This is a genomic window from Clostridiales bacterium (assembly GCA_015243575.1).
Taxonomy (GTDB): Bacteria; Bacillota; Clostridia; order Peptostreptococcales; family Anaerovoracaceae; genus Anoxybacterium; species Anoxybacterium hadale.
This window is the reverse complement of the sequence record CP042469.1, coordinates 1,270,374-1,288,718: the sequence shown is the minus strand read 5'-3', so window position 1 is coordinate 1,288,718 and position 18,345 is coordinate 1,270,374. Positions and strand designations below refer to the sequence as shown.

General features: G+C 47.0%; 11 protein-coding genes and 1 pseudogene. 10 read left to right on the top strand and 2 right to left on the bottom strand.

What is annotated here, in order from left to right; all coding sequences use genetic code 11:
- Nucleotides 1–78: 78 nt before the first annotated feature.
- Nucleotides 79–828 carry a polysaccharide deacetylase family protein gene (locus tag FRZ06_05590; GenBank protein QOX62851.1) on the bottom strand — a complete coding sequence of 250 codons (750 nt, stop codon included), beginning with the start codon at nucleotides 826–828 and terminating at the stop codon, nucleotides 79–81.
- Between the two features lie 540 nt (nucleotides 829–1,368).
- Between FRZ06_05590 and FRZ06_05585 the strand changes: the two genes are divergently transcribed.
- The 9 genes from FRZ06_05585 to FRZ06_05545 all read left to right on the top strand — a co-directional run bounded on the left by FRZ06_05585 (nucleotide 1,369) and on the right by FRZ06_05545 (nucleotide 17,179).
- Entirely contained in the window at nucleotides 1,369–3,276 is a 1,908-nt protein-coding gene (locus tag FRZ06_05585) for a collagen-like protein (protein ID QOX65847.1), read from the top strand.
- A gap of 542 nt (nucleotides 3,277–3,818) precedes the next feature.
- Nucleotides 3,819–5,465: a hypothetical protein gene (locus tag FRZ06_05580; GenBank protein QOX65846.1), complete on the top strand. Its 1,647-nt coding sequence runs from the start codon at nucleotides 3,819–3,821 to the stop codon at nucleotides 5,463–5,465.
- 588 nt (nucleotides 5,466–6,053) lie between these two features.
- A complete protein-coding gene (locus FRZ06_05575) occupies nucleotides 6,054–7,247 on the top strand; it encodes a collagen-like protein (GenBank protein QOX65845.1) in 1,194 nt (397 codons plus the stop codon).
- 642 nt (nucleotides 7,248–7,889) lie between these two features.
- Nucleotides 7,890–9,410, top strand: coding sequence for a collagen-like protein (locus tag FRZ06_05570; GenBank protein ID QOX65844.1), 1,521 nt, complete (start codon nucleotides 7,890–7,892; stop codon nucleotides 9,408–9,410).
- 177 nt (nucleotides 9,411–9,587) lie between these two features.
- The gene (locus tag FRZ06_05565; protein ID QOX62850.1) at nucleotides 9,588–11,108 is read left to right on the top strand and encodes an amino acid permease; all 1,521 of its coding nucleotides are present in this window, start codon (nucleotides 9,588–9,590) and stop codon (nucleotides 11,106–11,108) included.
- A 135-nt stretch (nucleotides 11,109–11,243) separates the two neighbouring features.
- On the top strand, nucleotides 11,244–12,380 hold the full coding sequence (locus tag FRZ06_05560) for a DUF3810 domain-containing protein (protein ID QOX62849.1): 1,137 nt from the start codon (nucleotides 11,244–11,246) through the stop codon (nucleotides 12,378–12,380).
- Nucleotides 12,381–12,497: 117 nt separating this feature from the next.
- The gene (gene cooS / locus FRZ06_05555) at nucleotides 12,498–14,411 is read left to right on the top strand and encodes an anaerobic carbon-monoxide dehydrogenase catalytic subunit (protein ID QOX62848.1); all 1,914 of its coding nucleotides are present in this window, start codon (nucleotides 12,498–12,500) and stop codon (nucleotides 14,409–14,411) included.
- 202 nt (nucleotides 14,412–14,613) lie between these two features.
- Nucleotides 14,614–15,852 (top strand): LysM peptidoglycan-binding domain-containing protein, encoded by a 1,239-nt coding sequence (locus FRZ06_05550; GenBank protein QOX62847.1) that lies wholly within the window; start codon nucleotides 14,614–14,616, stop codon nucleotides 15,850–15,852.
- 238 nt (nucleotides 15,853–16,090) lie between these two features.
- On the top strand, nucleotides 16,091–17,179 hold the full coding sequence (locus FRZ06_05545) for a hypothetical protein (GenBank protein ID QOX62846.1): 1,089 nt from the start codon (nucleotides 16,091–16,093) through the stop codon (nucleotides 17,177–17,179).
- Nucleotides 17,180–17,230: 51 nt separating this feature from the next.
- Here FRZ06_05545 and FRZ06_05540 read toward each other — a convergent pair.
- Nucleotides 17,231–17,931, bottom strand: a pseudogene (locus FRZ06_05540) (phospholipase).
- Nucleotides 17,932–18,196: 265 nt separating this feature from the next.
- On the opposite strand from FRZ06_05540, the gene scfA reads away from it, so the two are divergent.
- Nucleotides 18,197–18,343 (top strand): six-cysteine peptide SCIFF, encoded by a 147-nt coding sequence (gene scfA, locus FRZ06_05535; protein ID QOX62845.1) that lies wholly within the window; start codon nucleotides 18,197–18,199, stop codon nucleotides 18,341–18,343.
- The last annotated feature ends 2 nt before the right edge of the window (nucleotides 18,344–18,345 follow it).

The window sequence follows — 18,345 nt, the reverse complement described above, 5'->3', positions numbered from 1 at the left end:
TCCTTATTATAAAAATTTTCTGTAAGCGTTATTTTTTTCATGCTTGTTCTATTTCGTCATTGCCTGTTTGACGCCTCTTTATTCAATGATTTCCTTAAAACCTTCTAAACTAAGAAAATATGGGACTACATTCCGCTTTAGAAGCATAGGATCTGTGCTTTTATCATTTTTGCCGCCCTGGCTTGTGAAAGCTAGTCGAAATCCTTTCTTTCGAAGCAAATCAACATTTCTTTCCTCATAGAGACCAAATGGATACGCAAAAACATCTCTGTTGTCCAGGATGCCGATGGCGTTGCATCGATCAAGGTCTTGTGAGAATTCATCATCTGCTGCCTCCATCACTTTACTGACGGCAGTGCCTGTCCTCGTATGGAATTGATCGGTATGATTTGCGTATTCAAAGACATCATTCATATCAATGAGCTCAGCTTCCGTAAGGCAGATGGATTTTTCTGGTGTAAATGGTTTTCTGTCTTCATTCAGCCAACCGCTGACCACAAATGAAACCGCATGAAAATTGTATTGTTTTAAAATGGGATATGCGAAGAACGATAGTGACTGATAGCAGTCATCAAAAGTAAGCAGCACTGATTTTTCCGGCAGAGCTTCTTGCTGATCATAATAGGACTTTACTTCATCCAGAGTCAAGGTATGATAATGGTTTTGATAGAGATATTCCATCTGTATGGCAAAATCCTCTGCGCTGACGAAAAGCGGGGGAGGTAATTGATCCTCATACTTTTGTCTGACTTCAATGGGTGATGGCAGGCCGAATTCATACGTCTCCTTGCTTCTTATCTCATGATACATTAGGGCTGTAAATGACATTACTTGTGATCTCCTGTATGATTTTTCTATTTATGATTTTTAAAACAATAATAAATATATCACATTTCATGGAAAAAAACCTAATTAATTTATTGAAATGAGGCTGCTTATTCATCAATAGCATAAAACTGCTATTGATTTAACCCTTTCATTATCAATATTTATTAGTATCATGATGCAACAACCTTATCTTATACATATTATAGAAATGAACCTTATTTTAGGATCATCAAATTTGTGAAAGTAGGATGAATAATGAGCGATATTGCTTTACAAGTTACACGATTACCGGGAGGTACTGTATTTTCGGGAGTGAACGTAGTTTTCGATCAGATATTATTCTCTGCCGGAAATATCAGTTATAACCCTGGTACAGGTGTGATAACGTTTAATGAAGTCGGTAGATATGTTATAAACTGGTGGGTTGCGACTCAAACATCCCAATCAATCAATGGTTCTGCATTCTCCTTACGATCGTCCCAGGGAGACGACATTGTTGGAAATTCTCCAATTAAAACAGGAGAGGTAAGTGGGGTTGGCATTATTGAAGTGGTTTCAGCACCAGTGACTTTATCATTAGTCAATACGAGTACCGCGGAGGTATTCTACTCAGCAATTGTCCCGCTTTCGGCGTCTCTCATCGTTGTTCAAGATGATCTTTCGACGGGAGGCCCAACTGGCCCCACCGGTCCAACTGGAGCAACAGGAGACACAGGCCCAATAGGAGCAACCGGCCCGACCGGAGACACTGGCCCAACAGGAGCAACCGGCCCTACTGGCGACACCGGCCCAATAGGAGCCACCGGTTCTACTGGCGACACTGGCCCAACAGGAGCAACTGGTCCTACTGGCGACACAGGCCCAACAGGAGCAACCGGCCCTACTGGCGACACTGGCCCAATCGGAGCAACTGGCCCGACCGGAGACACCGGCCCAATCGGAGCAACTGGCCCGACCGGGGACACCGGCCCAATAGGAGCAACCGGCCCGACCGGAGACACTGGCCCAACAGGGGACACCGGTCCGACAGGAGCCACCGGCCCTACTGGCGACACTGGTCCAACAGGAGCCACCGGTCCAACAGGAGCAACTGGCCCGACCGGAGACACCGGCCCAATCGGAGCAACTGGCCCGACCGGGGACACCGGCCCAATCGGAGCAACCGGCCCGACCGGGGACACTGGTCCCACAGGAGACACCGGCCCGACTGGAGATACCGGTCCAATAGGAGCCACCGGTTCTACTGGCGACACTGGCCCAACAGGAGCAACTGGTCCTACTGGCGACACAGGCCCAACAGGAGCAACTGGTCCTACTGGCGACACAGGCCCAACAGGAGCAACTGGCCCGACCGGGGACACCGGCCCAACAGGAGCAACTGGCCCGACCGGGGACACCGGCCCAATCGGAGCAACCGGCCCGACTGGCGACATCGGCCCAACAGGAGCAACTGGCCCGACCGGGGACACCGGCCCTACTGGCGACACTGGCCCAACAGGCGCAACCGGCCCTACTGGCGACACTGGCCCAACAGGCGCAACCGGCCCGACCGGTGACACCGGCCCAATCGGAGCAACCGGCCCGACCGGTGACACCGGCCCAACAGGAGCAACTGGCCCGACCGGAGACACCGGCCCAATCGGAGCAACCGGCCCGACCGGGGACACCGGCCCGACCGGAGATACCGGTCCGACTGGCGACACTGGTCCAACAGGAGCCACCGGTCCTACTGGCGACACCGGCCCAATCGGAGCAACTGGCCCGACCGGGGACACCGGCCCAATCGGAGCAACTGGCCCGACCGGTGACACCGGCCCAACAGGAGCAACTGGCCCGACCGGAGACACCGGCCCAATCGGAGCAACCGGCCCGACCGGAGATACCGGTCCAACCGGAGATACCGGTCCGACAGGCGACACAGGACCAATCGGAGCAACCGGCCCCACTGGCGACACCGGCCCAATCGGAGCAACCGGCCCGACCGGGGACACTGGTCCGACAGGAGACACCGGCCCGACTGGAGATACCGGTCCAACTGGCCCGCCTGTTGTAACATTCTTTTTTAGTGATGTTGCAGGTACGCTAGCCACTTCCCCTCCAAACGACACCGAAGTTACGGTTGTGTCCTCGGCAACAGCAGTAACAGCTGGTGATAATGTAAAAATAGACTATGCATTAGCATCTGAATTAGTGGTAACTGCTGACTGGGCTATAACCATAGAATATAGGCTATATAGAGATGGAACTTTAATTTTTACTAGGACCTTGAATATTGCTCAAGCCACTGCAGGAACACAACGTATTCCAGTAGCAGACACCTATGTTGATACTGCACCTGTAACTGGACCGAGCACCTATGAGGTTAGAGCTATTGTTACTGCGGCAACCAATGTAACATCCACTTCTGCTGTTAATAGAAACTTGAATATCATTGTTTTCGTTGTATAATTATTCTGGTTTCAGGTTAAAGCTTTTAATCAATATCCAGTGCCTATTGGCGCTGGATATTGCCGTGGTATGACATCAATCTGAGTGGGAACCACAAGGGGCCTGGTTGTCGATTAATCACAAAGCGGTTCTTGCGTTTATATATTGTGAGTATGAGATATTCATACTATTGGAGCCATAGAATGGTATCTTTCATATAATATTTATGGAACCTCTTATACAGGTCCTCACTAATTTAATAGAAAGTAGGATGGAAAATGAGCGATATTGCTTTACAAGTTACACGATTACCGGGAGGTACCGTACTGACGGGAGCGAACGTAGTTTTCGATCAGATCTTATTCTCTGCAGGAAATATTAGTTATAATTCCGCTACGGGAGTTATAACGTTTAATGAAGCCGGCAGATATGTAATCAATTGGTGGGTTGCAACCCAAACTTCTCAGTCTACCAATGGTGCTGCATTCTCCCTCCAATCGTCACAGGGAGATAACATTGTTGGAAATTCACCGATCAAAACAGGAGAGGTTAGCGGAGTAGGCATTATTGAAGTCGTTTCTGCGCCAGTTACTCTGTCATTAGTGAATACGAGTACCGCACAAGTATTTTACTCTGCAATCGTTCCCCTATCGGCGTCTCTCATCATTGTTCAAGATGATCCTTCTGCTGGTGGCCCAACAGGACCCACCGGTCCGACTGGAGACACCGGACCTACAGGAGATACCGGACCAACTGGACCCACCGGTCCGACCGGAGCTACCGGCCCAACTGGAGATACTGGACCTATCGGGGCCACCGGCCCAACCGGAGATACCGGACCTACCGGGGCCACCGGCCCAACAGGAGATACCGGACCAACTGGACCCACCGGTCCGACCGGAGCTACCGGCCCAACTGGAGATACTGGACCTATCGGGGCCACCGGCCCAACCGGAGATACCGGACCTACCGGGGCCACCGGCCCAACAGGAGATACCGGACCAACTGGACCCACCGGTCCGACCGGAGATACGGGTCCGACAGGAGCCACCGGCCCAACTGGGGATACGGGTCCGACAGGGGCCACCGGCCCGACTGGAGATACCGGCCCGACCGGAGATACGGGTCCAACCGGAGATACCGGTCCGACCGGTGATACCGGACCTACAGGGGCCACCGGCCCAACAGGAGATACCGGACCAACTGGACCCACCGGTCCGACCGGAGATACGGGTCCGACAGGAGCTACCGGCCCAACTGGGGATACGGGTCCGACAGGGGCCACCGGCCCGACTGGAGATACCGGCCCGACCGGAGATACGGGTCCAACCGGAGATACCGGTCCGACCGGAGATACTGGCCCGACCGGAGATACCGGACCTACCGGAGATACCGGCCCGACCGGAGACACCGGCCCAACCGGAGATACCGGTCCCACAGGAGACACCGGTCCGACAGGAGACACCGGCCCAACCGGAGATACCGGCCCGACCGGAGATACCGGCCCGACAGGAGATACCGGTCCCACAGGAGACACCGGTCCGACTGGCGACACTGGTCCAACTGGGGACACCGGCCCGACCGGGGACACCGGCCCGACAGGAGATACCGGTCCGACTGGCGACACTGGCCCGATTGGCGACACTGGTCCAACTGGGGACACCGGCCCAACAGGAGATACCGGCCCGACCGGAGATACCGGCCCGACCGGAGACACTGGCCCAACTGGAGATACCGGTCCGACTGGCGACACTGGCCCGACTGGCGACACTGGTCCAACTGGGGACACCGGCCCTGCAGGCGCGGGAGTCACAACTTTTGGTTATGTTTATGACTTGGCGACATTAGGAGATGCAACCGTTGTTGGAGGCGCTGATGTGCCTTTTAGTAATAATGGACCGCTTTCCGGTGTAACTCATACAGCATCATCGACTGTTGTAACCGTACCTGCTGCAGGGACGTATCAGATAGATTATACTGTTAGTATTACAGCTGGTATTGGATCGACAATCGCAATAGCAGTAAATGGAGGTGTTGATGCATCAACACCGATTAGTGCTCTTGTTGCAGTTGGCGAGATGGCTGGTACTGCAATTCTCACACTTGCTGCAGGAGATACGTTGACCCTAAGGAACAATTCGGCAGTTCCTTTCACACTCGCCCTCGCTCCAGCTGTAGGCTCACAGTTCAATGTGATCCTACTAAGCTAATGTTTCTTTACGCGTTGCAAGAGGGGGACTCTTAGCGGCTTGTATTACGATGATACTATCGCTATTCGACAGATAAAAGATTAGTAAAGTAGCATAAGCAACTCCTTCTCAGTATCTACAGAGAAGGAGTTGTTTTCATGGAATTGAAGCAATTGGACTAATTCTTTCATATTATATTAATAACTTCAAGTTTAACATAACTTGAGGTATAGAAATTAATAAAATATCGATGATATGGAATAATTGTGGCCCAGATCATCCACTTTGTTTTTTCATGTTCATCATATTTTCAAAGAAAGTAGGATTAATATGAGCGATATTGCTTTACAGGTCACACGAACAGCAAATGGTTCTGTATCCTCCGGATCAAATGTCATTTTTGATCAAATCGTCTTTTCTGCTGGCAATATAAGCTATAATACTGTAAATGGAGTCATAACCTTTAATGAAGCGGGTAGATATGTGATCAATTGGTGGGTAGCTCTTCAAGTTTCCGCCTCAACCAATGGAGCAACTTTTGCACTATCTTCATCACAGGGGGATCTTCTTTATGGAAACTCACCATTAAAAACCGATGAAGTAACAGGTATGGGGATCATTGAAGTAGCTGTTGCGCCTGTTACTGTTTCATTAATAAATTCGAGTACCGCAGAAGTATTTTATCCAGCAATTGTCCCCTTAAGCGCAGCATTAATCGTTGTAGAAGATGATTTGACTGGAAGCGGTCCTACCGGTCCGACCGGAGATACTGGCCCCACAGGTGACACTGGCCCAACCGGAGATACCGGCCCAACCGGAGATACTGGCCCCACAGGTGACACTGGCCCAACCGGAGATACTGGCCCAACAGGTGACACTGGCCCAACCGGAGATACCGGCCCAACAGGAGATACTGGCCCAACAGGTGACACTGGCCCAACCGGAGATACCGGCCCAACCGGAGATACCGGCCCAACCGGAGATACCGGCCCGACAGGAGATACTGGCCCAACAGGTGACACTGGCCCAACCGGAGATACTGGTCCCACAGGAGATACCGGTCCAACAGGAGACACTGGTCCGACCGGAGATACCGGCCCAACAGGTGACACTGGTCCGACCGGTGACACAGGTCCAACCGGAGATACCGGCCCAACAGGTGACACTGGTCCGACCGGTGACACAGGTCCAACCGGAGATACCGGCCCGACAGGAGATACTGGCCCAACAGGTGACACTGGTCCGACCGGAGATACCGGCCCAACCGGAGACACCGGCCCAACAGGTGACACCGGTCCAACCGGAGATACTGGTCCAACTGGAGATACTGGTCCAACTGGAGACACCGGCCCGACCGGAGATACTGGTCCAACCGGAGATACCGGGCCTGTAGGTGTAGGAGTCACAAGTGACAGTATGTCTACGGCTAACACAACTGCTGCAATTATAGCTGTTGTGCTGGGTGGTACGGATGTTCCCCTGCCAGACAATCAAAATTTAAACACTTTCACCGTAGATGGTACCGATACAGAATTTACCGTACCGACAACGGGTGAATACCTGATTAGTTATGCTGTAGCCACAACAACAGCATTGCTGGTCTCAACGCAAGTGCTGCAAAACGGTACTCCGATTGCGGCTTCAATTATAACTCCGACAGTAGCGACAGACAATCTGTCAGCAGCCTTTATCGTTCCTCTAGCCGCTGGGGATACCCTAACACTGCAGCTGTTTGGATTACTTGGAGCAGCAACCCTTATTGGTGGTGCCAGCACGTATATGGCTGTTGTTCGGGTGATATAAAGATTTTATTAAAGAAAAACCCCTTTTTCTGTTTTCTGGAGAAAGGGGTTTTTCGGTTAATGCAGCCAGGTTTCCGGAGCAAATAATCCCAATTATCAATAATTTGAGTTATTTTGGAGCCACTTGACCGAAAGATTCATATTATACAATTAAACTATATATTAGTTGATTAGATTTAGCATAAATTTTAATTGTATCATTCAAAAAGGGTAAATGCGAATATCGCGACTATCCTCTAATTACATGAGGACAATTCAGCGAGAACAAAATCACGCTGTATTGATTCATGTTATCTTAAAATTGACAGAAAGTAGGATTGAAATGAGCAATATTGCTTTACAGATTGCACGAGTTGCTGCAGGTAATGTAGCCGTAGGCGCTAATGTAATCTTTGATAACACGATTTTATCTGCCGGTAATATAAGCTATAACCCTGTAACCGGAGTTATAACCTTTAATGAAGCGGGAAGATATGAAATAAATTGGTGGGTTGCGACTCAATCATCACAGTCAGTTATCGGGACTGTTTTCACACTCTCCTCTTCACAAGGTGACAATTTGATCGGAAATTCACCGATTAAGACAGGCGAAGTAACAGGATTTGGAATCATTGAAGTTGCTGCTGCTCCTGTAACTCTTACTTTGGTTAACACAAGTTCAGCAACAGTATACTATCCAAATAATGTACCCCTTTCAGCTTTCTTGATTATCATTGAAGATGATCTTACTGGATTTGGGCCAACAGGGCCAACAGGGCCAACGGGCCCGACAGGAGACACAGGCCCTGCGGGAGCTACCGGCCCGACAGGAGACACTGGCCCTGCGGGAGCTACCGGTCCAACAGGAGACACTGGTCCTGCGGGAACTACGGGCCCGACAGGAGACACTGGCCCAACTGGAGACACCGGTCCAACAGGAGACACTGGTCCAGCGGGAGCTACCGGTCCAACCGGAGACACAGGCCCAACTGGAGACACCGGTCCGACTGGCGACACCGGTCCGACAGGTGACACAGGCCCAACTGGAGATACTGGTCCTGCTGGAGACACCGGTCCAACCGGAGATACCGGTCCGACTGGCGACACCGGTCCAACCGGAGATACTGGTCCGACTGGCGACACCGGTCCAACCGGAGATACCGGTCCAACTGGAGATACTGGTCCAACCGGAGATACCGGTCCAACCGGAGATACTGGTCCAACCGGAGATACTGGTCCGACTGGCGACACAGGTCCAACCGGAGATACTGGTCCAACCGGAGATACCGGTCCGACTGGCGACACAGGTCCAATCGGAGATACCGGTCCGACTGGCGACACAGGTCCAACTGGAGATACTGGTCCAACCGGAGATACCGGTTCAACTGGAGATACTGGACCAACCGGAGATACTGGACCAACTGGAGATACTGGTCCGACAGGAGACACCGGTCCAACTGGAGATACTGGTCCAACCGGAGATACTGGCCCAACCGGAGATACCGGTCCGACAGGTGACACTGGACCGACTGGCGACACAGGCCCAACTGGAGATACTGGCCCAACCGGAGATACCGGCCCAACCGGAGATACTGGTCTAACCGGAGATACTGGCCCAACCGGAGATACCGGTCCGACAGGTGACACTGGACCGACTGGCGACACAGGCCCGGTTGCAGCGGGAGCAATTGTACCCTTTGCTTCGGGTATGGTGACGACGGTAAGTACCGTCTTAGGCGGTTTAGCAGGACTACAGGCCCTTGTAGGTTTTGGAGCCAATGAAGCAGGCACCGTTGTCGGTGGTGTGATCGACACAACAGGAAGCACAAGTCTTGCTTTCTCTGCACCAAGAGACGGCACAATCACTGCTATTGCGGGGTATCACAGTGTTGCAGCAGCAGTAGCTCTTGTTGGTAGTACTGTTACAATTACTGCCCAGCTGTATAGTTCCCCAACACCGGATGATGTCTTTGCACCAGTTCCCGGAGCCACTGTTGCGCTTGCACCTGCGCTGACAGGATTAGTAGCCATAGGCACAACGTCAAGTGGTGTAACCACAGGGCTTGCAATACCGGTTACGGCAGGTACTCGGCTGATGTTTGTCGTTTCTGCCAGTGTCACAGCTGGTATTGACATTGCTACGGTAATTACTGGCTTTGTCAGCGGCGGCTTGAACATCGTGTAAGTTGAACCTAGAATAGTACGTTAATCATATCCTAAACTTCTAATTGTTAATTAAAAGTTGGTTAAGGAGTCGCTTTCGCGGCTCCTTTCTCATTTTGAATCAGTATTATTTTCAATATTTAGAGAAAGACTAACCTCAGACAAATTATATTTTATTACAAGTATTAAAGGAGTTTATATGGCAAAAGGTTATGGACATCAGGGCTTATCATCCTGGCAGCTAACGATGATGGCATTGGGAACAGTAATCGGTGGTTCTTTCTTTCTTGGCTCTTCCGTGGCAATTCACGCTGCGGGTCCATCCATTCTCATTTCATATATCCTTGGAGGCATTCTTATTTATTTTATTTTGTATGCGCTTTCTGAACTGACCGTGGCCAATCCTGATTCGGGTTCCTTCAGGACTTTTGCAGCAAATTCCTTTGGGAAAGGAATCGGGTTTGTCGTTGGTTGGGTTTATTGGACGGGCATGGTACTTGCTATGTCCAGCGAAGCGACAGCGGTCTCGATTTTAATCAGAGAGTGGTATCCGCAGCTTTCTATCGCACTGATGGGAAGTGTCATCATCATTGCTGTTACACTGTTGAATCTTCTCGGAGCGGACAAACTCAGCAAGCTGGAGAGCGGTCTTGCAGCGCTGAAGCTTTTAGCCATCGCTTCGTTTATTATCCTTGCGGTTTTGCTGATCATGGGAATTCTAATCAGGACGAATCCCATCGGTGCAGGGGAGCTGGTGCAGGAACAATGGATGCCCGGAGGGATCAGGAGCATTGCAGGAAGTATGCTGATCGTAATGTTTTCGTATGCAGGGTTTGAAATCATCGGTCTAGCAGCTTCAGAAGCCAAAGAACCGCATAAGACAGTTCCAAAAGCAATCAATCATACAATCATTTGTTTGGTCGGCTTTTATATTGTTTCAGTGGCCGTGATGCTGCCATTGATTCCAACTGCTGACTTAAGTGAGGATGTGAGTCCTTTCGTTGCAGCGCTAAACCGATGGGGGATCGGCTGGGCTGGTATTGCTATCAATTTTGTTTTAATCACAGCAATCCTATCCACTATGCTGGCTGCCATGTTTGGCTTGGGGAGAATGATTCGTTCTCTAGCAAATGAAAAGCAGGCACCTTCCTGGCTGATAGACAAAAAAGATGTTCCTTATCGCGGAATTATCTTTTCTGGAATTGCTATGCTTCTTGCACTGGCTGGCGGATTGCTTTTGCCTAGAGTCTATCTTTTCTTAATCAGCTCAGGTGGTTTTGCTTTGCTCTTTACCTATGCGGTAATCATGGCAACGCATTTAAGGTTTCGGAAAGAAAACGGCTGTCCGCCGAAAGGAAATTGCCAAATGCCTTGGTATCCTTATACCTCGTGGATTGCTTTGATTTCTTTAATCCTTATCATACTGAGTATGCCATTTATTTCCGGTCAGGGTTCTGGATTGATTGCCGGGATTCTGATGATTTTATTTTTTACTGGTGCGTATTTGGTTCAAAAGAGGTTCAATCCGAAAAGTAATTTTGAATTGAGTGAGGCTTCTAAAATAGAACATGCTAACGATGAGAACTTCTCTGCAAGGGGATACACCGTGAAGAGGAGAAAGAGGGCGCAATACTCAGTGGAGTTTTCTGATGAATTGACAGATCATACCCAGAATAAAAATATAAAATCTGATAGGGATAACTGCCCGAAATCAGACTGAAGCTGACAATCCCAATATTTACTTAATGAAACTTTGAGTAAAATTCTTTATCATAGTAGTACAGGAATTGTGTTAAAAATCAATTGTTTTATGCTGCTGGATAGAGATCGTCTCTGTTAAATCGGAGGTACATAAATGCGAAATGGAATACGTACTCTCATACACAATATCAGCCGAGACGTTGGAGTCCGAATTTCAGCGTGCATGATTCTGCTGACGGTATTATTAATGCTTGCGTCAAGATATCACAGTGGTTTTGGTCAGTGGTATGCGCTCAATATCTATCCAATCTTTCCCGAAACAATTGGAAGAATCTTTTCCCCATGGCCGTTCTCACTATTCGAGGCCGGGATTCTTTTGGCTGCATTTGCTGTGGTCTGCTTTATAGCAATGAGCATATGGCTATTTTATATGAATCATAGCAGGAGAGCAGGATTTTTCCTTGCCGGCCTTAAAAAGGGGATGCTGATCTTTTCAGCATTGATTTTGACTTATACACTAACTTGTTCCATTAATTATCATAGAGATGACATTGGAACGGTATTAAATCGACCAGTTGAGGATGTTTCGGTAGAAAAACTTGAAAAGCTCTGCATCCTGTTATCTGACCAGATGATCGCGTTTACGGACAATCCAGAGTGGACCAACAGTTTAGAGTCCTTAAATGATATGGACTCAATCGGAATGGAAGCGATTACGGCAATGAAGAATTTAGGCGACAGCGAACCATCACTCTCAGGTTATTATCCAACCCCGAAACCGGTCTATTTCTCAAAGATTATGTCCCTGATGGGAATCGAAGGAATTTACTCTCCCTTTACTATGGAGGCCAATTATAACAATGATATGACCTCGTTTCTCGTTCCTTTTACAATGTGTCACGAACTTGCACACTTAAAAGGGTATATGCGCGAAGAGGATGCAAACTTTATCGCTTATCTGGCAACCAAGGATTCCCCCTCGCCAGCCTTTCAATATAGTGGATCGTTTCATGCATTAACCTACTCTTTGAATGCTTTGAAAAAAGCTGTATCTGTTGAACAATACTATGATACTTATGAAAAAATGCCCGAGCTTGTACGGATTCAATTGAGCTATATAGGCGAACAAAGACGGGAAGGACCTGTTATTTACCGTGATATGGCCCGCTATGTCAATAATGCATACCTTCTTGCGAATGCACAATCGAAAGGTGCCGGAAGCTATGGACTTATGGTGGATTACCTGATTGCCGAATATAAAGACGTTCTAGAACCGGATGAGTTGCTGTAGCAAAGGGTTTTTGTGACAGCTGTATCTCTTAGGTCAAATTAGGATCTCCATAATAATCACGATGAAAAATGAACATACTAACTGGAGTAAAATGAATCAATATTCCAGGAGGATGTTATGACGGAGAAAGTTTCAAACAATATGGGGGAACGGGTAAGCTATCATGATTCAGTGGAGGAGATGCTGATCAGAATCAGAGATGATGGGCTTTCCAGCGTGTTTTCTAGGTGGGACCCCCAGGAAAAAATCCGATGTGGGTTCTGCCTGCAGGGTATGAGCTGCTGGTTATGTACACAGGGGCCCTGCAGAATCAACGAAAAATCTGGTGCAGACAAAGGGGTATGCGGAATCGGACCTGACGGAATGGCGATGAGAAATATGCTGATTCGCAATATCATGGGTGCGGCAACCTATGGTCATCATGCATATGAAGCGTTCCGGACACTAAAGGCTACAGGAGAAGGCAAAACGCCCTATCAGATTACCGATGTAGAAAAATTAAAATGGTTCTGCAATACGGTAGGGATTGATACCAATCAGGATATCGGCCAGCAGGCAGTACAGCTGGCTGAATTCCTTGATAAGGAACTCAAAGTAACTCCAGATGACAGCAGTAAAATGGTGGAGCTGTTTGCTCCAACCAAAAGAAAGCCGATATGGAGAGATTTAAATATTTATCCGGCAGGGGTTCAGCATGAAGTGGAAAATTCCATTGCAAGCTGTCTTACCAACGTGGATGGTGATTATGTATCGCTTGCGAAAAAAGCACTCAGACTTGGGCTATCCACCATTTACACTGCTCAAATAGGCTTGGAAATGACTCAGGATATTCTGTTTGGAACTCCAACGCCCCATGAAGTCAATGTGGACCTCGGGATTATGGATCCTGACTATGTCAATATTGCTTTTAATGGTCACCAGCCCTGGATTGGTGTTGCCACACTGCAAAAAGCGAAAAAATCTGAATATCAAGAAATGGCAAAAGCTGCCGGGGCAAAGGGTTTGCGCATAATAGGCTCCATAGAGACCGGACAGGAGCTGCTACAAAGGTTTGAAGTGGACGATATCTTTGTGGGCCTCATGGGAAATTGGCTTTCTATTGAGCCATTCCTTGCCACGGGAACTGTAGATGCGCTGGTGATGGAAGAAAACTGCTCCCCGCCATCAATTGATGATTATGCGGAAAAATATCAGGTAGCACTCATTAGTGTCAGCACCATCATTGGGGTACCGGGAACTGAGCATAATATGGCATACTATCCTGAAAAAGCGGATGAAATGGCAGAGAAATGCATTCAGGTTGCCATAGAAAACTTTAAAAAGAGAAACGGGAAGATTAAACCAATGGTTCCCAAACATGTAACAAAAGCAATTGCAGGCTTTTCAACAGAAGCTGTATTGGGCGCCATCGGAAATGATCTGAACAATCTTGTTGATGTGATCGCAAAAGGGCAGATCAAAGGGGTTGTAGCTCTCGCCAACTGTTCCACCCTGAGAAACGGACCGCAGGACTGGAACACCGTAACCATTACAAAGGAATTGATCAAGGGAGACATCCTTGTTGTAGCAGGTGGCTGCGGCAACCACGCACTTGAGGTTGCAGGTCTTTGTAATATGGATGCGGTGGAACTGGCCGGTGAGGGGCTGCAAGGCGTTTGCAGGGCTTTGAAGATACCTCCTGTCCTGAGTTTTGGTACCTGTACCGATACCGGTAGAATTTCTATGCTGGTTACAGCATTAGCGGAACATTTAAGCGTGGATATCCCGGATTTGCCTATTGCAGTTACCGCTCCTGAGTGGATGGAGCAAAAAGCAACCATTGATGCACTTTTTGCAATTGCTTATGGTGCATATACCCACCTGTCCCCAACACCGTTTATTACAGGAGCACCAAATCTTGTGAAACTTTTGACAGAAGATGTGGAAACACTGACAGGAGGAAAGGTGGCGTTGGGAGATGATCCGGTAAAAGCAGCCAGTGATATTAAGGCGCATATTATGAAAAAAAGAATTAATATGGGTCTTCACTAAATTATTAACTGATTTAATCGGTTTTGAGGCAGGATTTCAGTAATTCTGTCAGACAATAACTACGGAAAGCGAATCATCTGACGACGAGTGAGTCCAGAAGGATTCGCTTTCTTATTTCCCATTATTTTATCGTTTCGCTATTTTCTTCTTGAATTTTATCCAAAGTATCAGTAGAATATATACAATTCGAAATATTGTGAAAATGGCATCTTGGTGGTGCCAGAAAAAGAGGAGGGAATCCATGAGAAAAGCCTTAATTTCCTTATTGACGGTCATCCTAGCTTTATCCTTCTCAGCAGGGTCAGTCTTTGCTGACGATTACACGGTGAAATCCGGTGATAAGCTTTGGAAAATTGCTAGGGATCAGAATGTTTCTATTCAGACTTTGATTGATCTAAACCAGATCAAGAATCCTAATTTGATCTTGCCGGGACAGATCCTAAAAACGAAGGCCGCCGCTGAGCCTATCAAGTCAGCAACTGCCACAGTTGAATCACCAGCTGCCACAGTTGAATCCCCAGGTATCACAGCAGTTGATACGAAAACCAGTTCTGCAACCGCTCCATCGCTGTCGGTTGAGAAAGCGAAACCTGTCACAATAGCACCTAAAACTAATATTGATGAAAGCGGCGGAGCAGACGCCTATGACAACGCAGGCGATCATGCCGCTTCCAAGTATTATGTGAACCCTGACTTTTATAACATGAAATCCGATGACGAGCTTACCATCATCAGTAAGTTCAAAACCTACCAGCAGACTGCAGAATGGTCTTGTGGCAGTGCGACAATCCTTATGGTTCTCGAACATTTCGGAGTCAGTGATTACAGTGAGTGGGATATCGCGGTAAAATCAGGTGCAGGTGTGGATCTTGATGTACCAGGCTCGAAACCCGGTTCTGCGAACAACTTCCCGGAATATGGGACATCTGTAGATGATATCATAAAGTTATTTAACGAGATAAAAGGTTTTAAAGTGGTACAGTCCAGTTATAATACCAATTATTCCGAAGCGGACTTAATCGCAAAAGGGGACTATGGTTCACCGGAAAATGACTGGGGAAATCTGCCCGGTACGTTCAATTCCGTCTCTTTGTATGCTTCTGATAATGATCCGGATACCGAAAACTGGGTCGATGATGCGAAGGATTCCTATTTTGTAAAATGGATTGTAGGAAACCTCAAGGCCAACAGACCCATTATGGTGGAATGGGGAGACTGGGACGGTCATTGGCAGGCAATCATAGGCTATGATACCAACGGAACTCCGGGGATTGGAGATGACACGATCATCTTCGCTGATCCATACGATACCTCAGATCACTGGCAGGACGGATATTATTATTATCCGGCGGAAAGATGGTTCTACATGTGGTCAGACAGAGCAGTGGCGCCAAAACCGTACCAGCTTCAGCCATTTGTAATCGTCGAACCGATAAAATAGTCGCTGCACTTACATAATTCTGAAGATCTATTTGTATGGAGCGTAAGCAGCGAAGAAAATGGGTTATTATCGTAAGTTAAAAGAAAGAATGCCTTCTTTGATCTTGTATCAAAGGTTGGCATTCTTTTCATATAATAAGGGATATTGATATGGAAAGGGTATTCCTATTGAATTATTTGCATTCTATAAAAAATTCTGATAAGATATATGGTATTGAATATCAATGGAGGCTACTAAAATGTTTCAAATCCCCAATTATAGATCACCGGATTTTAATCAGGAGAAATTTTTAAATGCACCGGATGCATCAACCAGCAAAGTTGAAATAAAGGGAGTCGCACCGGATCATTATCATGCAACTTCTATGTATCCGGAGTATTATAAAATAAATGGAAAATGGGTTCTGCTTGCTCATACGAGAATGGATTGCGTTCCGGTGATTCATCCTGATGGCAGCCTGGAAGCTAAAGAATTCAGGCGTTTGGAGATAGGAGAAACCGTAATTACCGGAAGAATTGACGATGGTTCTCAAGGGATCTACTTATATAGTTCAGGATTCAAAACACAGGAAAATCAAATTGATACCTTTGCATTTCGAAGTGGAAGATCCAGAGAAACTTCCTTTGACGTGGATTATAACAATTTGGTCGAACTTCTGCGTCACGATCGGGATAACGGATATATTGTATGGGTACTGGGACCGGCTGCAATCTTCAATATCGGTGCCAGAGAAGCTATGGAATATATCATTGATCAAGGATTTGCCCATGCTGTATTCGGAGGAAACGCAGTAGCAACCCATGATTTGGAAGGTGCTTTATTTGGAACGGCGCTGGGGCAGGACATCAGCACAAGAGAAAACATTCATAATGGACATTACCACCATCTGGATGCAATCAATATGATCAATAAATCAGGCTCGATCCATCAGGGAGTCAAGGATTTGGGAATTGATAACGGTTTGATCTATTCCTGTGTCAAGAATGAAATCCCATTTGTTCTTGCAGGCTCCATTCGAGATGATGGCCCATTGCGTGACGTTATTGATGACATGTCTTCTGTGCAGGATGCCATGCGTGAGCACACAAAAAAGGCTACGACCATCGTCTGTCTAGCTACTCAACTGCACACCATCGCAACGGGAAACCTGACCCCGTCCTATACCGTAGTTGATGGGGAGGTTAGGCCAGTTTATATCTACGCTATTGACGTTTCTGAATTTGTTCTGAACAAACTCAGAGACAGAGGAAGTCTTGAAGTTACAACGATTGTATCCAATATTCAAGATTTTCTATATAAGCTGACAGATAAACTAAAAAACGACTGAACAAATAGAAAGATTCGGATTATGCTTATGCAACACCGAATCTTTTCGTTTCTATTCGTGGATTTTATTATAAAAAAGCATCATTGCACCAGCCGTTGTTCGTTCTGCCAGGGGAAGGGTGCATTTTGTGATCCTGTAGAATCTGATTTCATCGTTTTTGATTGTTCGGAATTTCTTATAAATCTTTAGAGCAATTCGAGCGTTAAATTTAACATAGAATTCAATGGTACTCAGAAGATACGCGCCGCTTTCCGCTTGAAATTCTTTGACACTCTCGTAGGTTCGTTTGACATAGTTTTCAAATTGCCTGTGATCGTCAAGCAGTCGAATGTTTACATGCTGAGGAATCGTCATGTCCTGAATCAGATGAATTGCAGCACCGAAGTAAAACATCGAACGTGCAGAATCTCCTTTGCGCCAGGACAAAATAGCATCGGTATAATAATCTACTGCCAATGCCAAAGCGTTGCTTCTTCCGTAAAGACCGCTTTTTTTTTATAAGGGTTATAAAAGTGATTCGAACTTTTAAAATCCTGATCTGCCCAGACGGCACCTTTATTGATCTCCTCGATATAGTTTTGAAAGAAGGCATGCTGCTCCAGAAACTTATCGTTTCTTAATATATTCAGTGCATGCAGATTGATATATTTGTGTACCTGGCACTCTGTTTTTATGATGATCTTTTTTAATGGATTTACTGTTGCAAAAACAGACCTCAGGATATTATGATACGCTGATTCAAATCTAGTAATAATAACCGCCTCCTGTTTTGATTTTTCACATAATCTTTGGATTCTTTCAATATGATATTATTATAATCGTATTTTAAAATCCTACTCAATAGAAATGAAGATACCAGAAAAAGATATGAATTGATTTCACTGATTCCAAGCATCTATTATATTGACAATTCATAGGTTTTCTAGTAATCTTATATGAGGCTGAAGTTTGATCTTTCGGCTTTTCATGAAAATAAGGCCATAGAGCTGAATGAATAGGAAATAGGAGGTTACATACATGAAAAATATCAAGACAATCGCAAAACCGACCTTAAAGAATACGGCCAGCAAAGGCTGCGGTGAATGCCAAACATCTTGTCAGTCTGCCTGCAAAACATCCTGCACGGTAGCCAATCAGGAATGTGAAAATACAAGGCGCAGATAGTT